Source organism: Streptomyces phaeoluteigriseus (assembly GCF_001896135.2).
Taxonomy (GTDB): domain Bacteria; phylum Actinomycetota; class Actinomycetes; order Streptomycetales; family Streptomycetaceae; genus Streptomyces; species Streptomyces phaeoluteigriseus.
Window position 1 is genome coordinate 1 of the sequence record NZ_MPOH02000050.1, and the last position, 2,263, is coordinate 2,263.

Sequence of the window (2,263 nt, forward strand, 5' to 3'; positions counted from 1 at the left end):
ATCCCCGTCCCCACCTTCAGCCCCTTCGATCCCGTACCCCCCACCCCCCCGGCCGCCACCGACGGCGCGACCGCCCCCTCGTCGTCGACCGGCGGACCCGGCAGGTGTGGGTGGGGGAGGAGGCGGTGGTGCTGACGCCCAAGGAGTTCGAACTGCTCGCGCTGCTCACCGAGGACCCGGGGGCCGTGTACTCACGGCAGCAGATCCTCGACCGGGTGTGGGACCCGCACTACGAGGGGCCCACGAAGACGCTGGACGTGCATGTCGCCACGTTGCGGCGGAAGTTGGGCAACCCGGCATGGATCCAGACCCTGCGCGGAGTCGGATTCCGGCTGGCGGTGCAGACCCAGCCGCCGGGCACGCGGCCGGCGTACGAAGGACCCGCCCGGTCGGCGTACGAGCCACCCGCGCAGCGGGCGTACCAACGACCCGCGCAGCCGGCACACGAACCGCCGGCATACGAAACGTCGGGATACGACCCCATGGGCCCCGGCACCTTCCCGCCGCACGAGCAGTCGGCGGCGTTCCGATGACGCGTCGGCTGCTGCTCAGCTATCTCACGCTCGCCGCCCTGGTCCTGGTCTGCCTGGAGATCCCCCTGGGCTTCGTGTACTCGCGCGGCGAGCGGGAGCGGGTGATCAACGCGGCGAAGGACGAGGCGGAGTCGGTGTCGGCGTTCGCCTCCCTGTCCGTCTCGGCGGGCCGGGCGGCGCAGGATCTGCCGGAGCGGGCGGCGCACTGCGCCGAGCGCATCGGTGGCAAGGTGCTGATCGTGGACAGGTCCGGTGCGCTGCTCGCCACTTCCCACCCCGTGTCCCCGCGCGAGGAGCGCGACCTCGCGTCCTGGCCGGGCATCGCCGCCGCGCTGCGGGGTACCGCCACGGCGGACGTACGCACCTCCACCATCGGTGGCGTGGAGTACCTCGCGGTGGCCACCCCGGTGCGGTACGGCGCCGAGAAGCAGGGTGCCGTCCGCATCACCGTGCCGACCCGGATGGTGCACGAGCGCGTCCACCACGTCTGGCTGCTGCTGGCCCTCGGCGGCCTGGCGGTGCTCACCGCGGTCGCCGTCCTGGGTTTCGCCATCGCCCGCTGGACCGGCCGACCCATCCGCGAACTGGAACGCGCCACGCACGAGTTGGCCGAGGGCGGTACCGCCGTCCCGGTGGCGATCACCGAAGGACCGCCGGAGGTGCGCAGTCTCGCCGCGACCTTCAACCGCACGGCCGCCCGCCTGGAACACCTCCTGGCCTCCCAGCGTGCCTTCGCCGGCGAGGCCTCGCACCAGCTGAAGACGCCGCTCGCGGCGCTGCGGCTGCGGCTGGAGAACCTGGAGAACGACATCGCCCTGCACGCCCGCGGCGGCCTCACCGCCGCGCTGACCGAGACCGACCGGTTGGCCCGGATGGTCGAAGGGCTTCTCGCGATGGCCCGGCTCGACGAGAGCGCCGCCGAACGGGAGAACGTCGACCTGGACCGGGTCTGCGCGGAACGCCATCGCGCCTGGGTGCCGCTGTTCGAGCAGCAGGGCGTACGGCTCGCGTCGGCCGGGGACTACGCGGGCGAGGTGCTGGTGGTGCCGGGAGCGGTGGAACAGATTCTGGACAACCTGCTGTCCAACGCGCTGCGGGTGGCGCCCCCCGACTCCACGGTCTCCCTCGAATCGCGGCGCCACGCACCCCACGAACGCCGCTTCCCGTACCGCCCGACCGGCCCGGCGTGGGTCGAGCTGCACGTCATGGACGAGGGGCCGGGAATGACCGATGAGCAGCGCCGCCGCGCCTTCGACCGCTTCTGGCGTGCCCCGGACGCCCCCAAGGGCGGCACGGGGCTGGGCCTCGCCCTGGTGCAGCGTCTCGCCCATGCGAGCGGCGGCGAGGCGGTGCTGCGGCGGGCGCCGCGCGGAGGCCTGGACGCGGTGGTCAGGCTCCCGTCGGCGCCGCGCCGGACCAGCCCTGGCGCCCCCGCCCAACGACCGGCGAGACCGTTGCAGACCACGACCCCGGGCCGCTGCTGAGGTGGCGACACGGGGGCGACACGGGGGTCGTGGCCCCCTGTCCTGGACGGCGTGCACCGCCCCGGAAAACAGCTCCCGATCAACCCGCCCGGCCCCTGGGCCGCCGGCCGATTGGGCCGCCCCCCGGACGGGCCGCTCCACCGGACGGGTCGCCCCACAGGGCGGACCGCCCCCAGGACGGGTCGCCCCACAGGAGGGACCGCCCACAGGACGGACCGCCCCCCGGACGGGCCGCCCCCCCCGGAC

2 protein-coding genes are annotated in these 2,263 nt (G+C 74.5%); both read left to right on the plus strand.

What is annotated here, in order from left to right:
* Positions 1–533: winged helix-turn-helix domain-containing protein (locus BM536_RS43685; protein ID WP_245874015.1), on the plus strand; the 533-nt coding region annotated here is incomplete at its 5' end.
* A complete protein-coding gene (locus BM536_RS38020; protein WP_094104072.1) occupies positions 530–2,017 on the plus strand; it encodes a sensor histidine kinase in 1,488 nt (495 codons plus the stop codon). The genes BM536_RS43685 and BM536_RS38020, both read left to right, overlap by 4 nt.
* The last annotated feature ends 246 nt before the right edge of the window (positions 2,018–2,263 follow it).